6 protein-coding genes are annotated in these 3,635 nt (G+C 50.2%); all 6 read left to right on the forward strand.

Annotation, left to right across the window (positions count from 1 at the left end):
• The first annotated feature begins 202 nt into the window (after positions 1–202).
• The 6 genes from MWU64_RS15245 (at position 203) to MWU64_RS15270 (ending at position 3,585) form a co-directional block, all read left to right on the forward strand.
• Positions 203–688, forward strand: a complete 486-nt coding sequence (locus MWU64_RS15245) for a hypothetical protein (RefSeq protein WP_247065325.1) — start codon at positions 203–205, stop codon at positions 686–688.
• Between the two features lie 85 nt (positions 689–773).
• A complete protein-coding gene (locus tag MWU64_RS15250; RefSeq protein ID WP_247065328.1) occupies positions 774–1,370 on the forward strand; it encodes a hypothetical protein in 597 nt (198 codons plus the stop codon).
• A gap of 102 nt (positions 1,371–1,472) precedes the next feature.
• Entirely contained in the window at positions 1,473–2,201 is a 729-nt protein-coding gene (locus tag MWU64_RS15255) for a hypothetical protein (RefSeq protein ID WP_247065330.1), read from the forward strand.
• A 63-nt stretch (positions 2,202–2,264) separates the two neighbouring features.
• The gene (locus tag MWU64_RS15260; RefSeq protein WP_247065332.1) at positions 2,265–2,675 is read left to right on the forward strand and encodes a hypothetical protein; all 411 of its coding nucleotides are present in this window, start codon (positions 2,265–2,267) and stop codon (positions 2,673–2,675) included.
• A 115-nt stretch (positions 2,676–2,790) separates the two neighbouring features.
• Positions 2,791–3,171 (forward strand): phosphopantetheine adenylyltransferase, encoded by a 381-nt coding sequence (locus MWU64_RS15265; protein ID WP_247065334.1) that lies wholly within the window; start codon positions 2,791–2,793, stop codon positions 3,169–3,171.
• A gap of 135 nt (positions 3,172–3,306) precedes the next feature.
• Positions 3,307–3,585, forward strand: coding sequence for a type II toxin-antitoxin system RelE/ParE family toxin (locus MWU64_RS15270; RefSeq protein WP_144820871.1), 279 nt, complete (start codon positions 3,307–3,309; stop codon positions 3,583–3,585).
• Positions 3,586–3,635: the final 50 nt, after the last annotated feature.

Consider the following 3,635-nt stretch of genomic DNA (forward strand, 5'->3'; position numbering starts at 1 on the left):
AAAAGTTCATGAGTCTTCTCCCTTGTAGTGCTTGGTCGCCTTCCAGCTTAGCGGGTAACCGCCGGGCTGGGGAGAAGGCTCAATCAGTATCAAGGCCAGGCACGCGACGCCTACTACATTGCGGCTTCGCCTCCATTCCGTAGCCGCGCATGCTGGCTGGCGTTAGGCAAATAAAATTATCGCAATTGTTGAGGTAAAGAAATTGGATGCAAAGGACTGGTTTTATGCGATAGGGATTGTTGCTACCGCGTTTATAGGCGTGTGGAACGCAATCAATCACTTAAAAACGACTAAAAAGACTGCTTTTATCAATACGGTGACGAGTGAGCGTGTTAAGTGGCTTGATAAGCTCCGAAATAATATTTCCTCCTTCGCAGGATTAACTCACACTTGGACTCGCGAGCTACATGACACCCCAGAATCAGAAAAATGCCTGCTTCAGGAAATCGATAAGCTGCGGTATCTGATTAGGCTTCAACTCAATCCAAAAGAAGAGGATGGAAAGCCCAATGTTGATATGCGTATCGAGAGTTTGATTGCCCAAATCCCTGATCTCACGAATTCCTTTCAGCAAGACGAGTTGAATACAGCTCTGAATCAGTTGGTCGTCGAGAGTCAGGAATTGTTGAAGGATGAATGGGAGAAGGTAAAGCAAGAATCCAAGAAGGGTGATCTTCAGGATGCCTAACCAATTCAGGCACGGCGGCGGCCAATACATTGCGCCTTCGTCTCCATTCCATGGGCGCGCATGCTACAAGCGTTAGGGAGAAAGAATGGCTGAGTCTTTGCAGATAGCTTTCTACATCGTTAGTCCGATTGGGACATTTCTTGCAGTTGCGACGGCTTACTACGCAATCTATCGTCAAACAAAACCGTGTGTTGTTGTCTATTATGAGCCAAACCCTGACACAGCCAGTCTGATTGATCTCGTAATACGGAATATCGGGACGGGTACGGCGAAGGATATATCCTTTTCAGCACCACTTCCCATTTTATGCTGGGGTATAGAAAAGCCCGACAGCAGCGAAAACAAACAGATTGATCACAAAATTCCCTTTTTGGCGCCAGGGAAAGAGTTGAGATTCAATGCAGGGCAATATGGTGGTCTGAAAGATAGAGTACAGGATGGGATTGCTGTAAGTGCGCAGTACACCTTTCGAACTCCATTACGATCAAGCAAACAAGGCACGGACTCTTCAATGCTGGATGTGAATTACATGCAGCATGCGGGCACCAAAAATAGTGCAGCTCAGGACCTATCCGATGCTCTGAAAGGAAAAAATAATACAGTATTTATCAACATGAATAAGAGCTTGGCTAGCATCAGCAAGTCGTTATCGGAGCTCGCAAAAAAGAGGGATGACGCCTAGCCTCCCTAACCAGTGCAGGCAAAGCGACGCCCTTTCCATTGCGCCTTCGGCTCCATTCCAAGGGCGCGCATGCTGCAAGCGTTAAACGTAAAGAGGGATCTTATGCTACCTGAACATGGAAAGATTAATTGTCGAGCATGCTTTTCTGACGCTGAAGGAAGCCAAAGAAAGCCTCACCAAGATTGGTGGATGATTAATGATCCGGGAGCGTGGGGGAGTTCGACTCCTGATTACTTGGTCTTAGGTTTCTCAAAAGGCGCTACCCAATCAGGTATCTATAATACAGGCCGATTCGAGGATATCGCTTTCGCAGGTATGAGGCCGCGACTTACTCAAGCACTGCAGAAAATAGGGCTTCTTGAGGAGGATGAAACGTCAGATCAAAAAATAAGCGATCCAGAGTCAAAAATTGCTTTTGGGTCGCTCATTCGGTGCAGCGTATCAAGAAGGGATGCAAAAGCATCCAAAAAGAAGGGGCGGGATGTCTACGCATGCACAGGCCCTCTCATTACGAAGTCCTTTTCTGAAATTCCAGACGTTATCAATGCCTGCGCGTCAAAGTACCTAGGCGTCCTGCCTAAAACTGTGAGAGTGGTAGTTTTTCTCGGCAACTCAGATGGCTATGTGAAGGGCTGCCAAGAATTACTTCAGCGACAATTTCCGGACGATTTTGAACAGATCAACGATATGGCAGTTCATGCTGATGGTCGCGTGTGGGTTCATATCGCGCACCCATCTGGTCTAAATGGCCATTTCAATACGTGGCTAAACACTGATTCCGGCCCCGGTGCAAAGCGGATAAAGGCGCAGCAAGCACTGGGTATCGTTTAACAATTCGCGCCACGCGGACGCACTAAAGTGCGCCGGTGCGCTCTGGCGTTAATTGGTAGAGATATGGAACCAGTTATCCAGGAAGAAATAACGGGTTGTGGTATTGCTGCAAGCGCTGCTCTAGCAGGCATTGGCTATGCGGAGGCCAAGAGTAAGGCAAACGCTCTGGGTATTTACGCCGCAGACACGTCGCTCTGGTCGGAGACTGTGCACGTCCGGAAGCTTTTGCGGGCATTCGGTATCTCGGTGTCGCCCAAAGAAACACCGTTCGAGTCTTGGGAGAGCCTTCCAGACAAGGCCCTTATGGCGATTAAATGGCGTATGGAACAGGGCAAACCATTCTGGCATTGGGTTGTGTTTGTCAGAGAGGGCGGCGAGGCAAAGGTGCTGGACTCCAAAAAGGCACTGAAATCGAACGTCCGCCGGGATTTCGGGCGCATGAAGCCCAAGTGGTACATTGAGGTATCCAATTAACAAGGCGTAGCAGTGCGCGGCCTATGGCCGCCGGACGCCCTTTCCGTGGCCCCTTCGTCGCCACTCCAAGGTCGCCGCTGTGCTTCGGCGTTAAATTCAGGGAGGAAACGCAAGCATGGAGAAAGTTGTCACAGGCCTGCTAGTGCTCGTAGGCATCATTCATCTGTTGCCCGTTTCTGGGGTTCTGGGCGTGGAGAGGTTGGCCGCTTTATATGGCGTTTCCTTGGGGGAGCCCAATATCGAAATCCTGATGCGCCACCGGGCTATCCTGTTCGGGCTTCTCGGTCTGTTCCTGGTTTATGCAGCGTTCCAGCCATCGTTACAAACATTGGCAATTGTTGCGGGCCTCGTTAGCGTTGTGTCCTTCATCGCGATTGCGTGGTCAGTTGGCGGGTACAATGAGTCCGTTCGCAAGGTCGTCATCGCAGATATTATCGCCATTGTCGCGCTCATTGGTGCAGGGGTTATCCGTGTTGTCGGCCGCAACCAAATTTAACAAGGCGCATCAATACGCGGCCTGCGGCCGCCGGACGCCCTTTACATTGCGGCTGCGCCTCCATTACAAGGGCGCCGTTGTGCGCTGGCGTTAAGTTCTATTGTTGCGTGATGCGCAACACGCTAGCATCCCCTCATGATTAAATCATTCCGTCACAAAGGACTGAAGCGGTTTTATTCGACCGGCCACACGTCTGGCATACAACCCGACCATGCCACGAAGCTGCGTATGCAGCTGGCTGCTCTGGATACGGCGACTTCAGTGGAAGACATGGATATCCCTGGTTTTCGGCTTCATTCATTGAAGGGTAAAGACAAAGGCCGGTGGTCGATTAGGGTTAACGGAAATTGGCGCATGACGTTCGAATTCCAGGACGGCAACGCCTACATTCTTGATTATGAGGATTATCACTAATGACTATGCATAATCCGCCGCATCCTGGTGAATTCATTCGCGAGGTGTAC

Origin of the sequence: Marinobacter sp. S0848L (genome assembly GCF_023016065.1) — a bacterium.
GTDB lineage: Bacteria > Pseudomonadota > Gammaproteobacteria > Pseudomonadales > Oleiphilaceae > Marinobacter.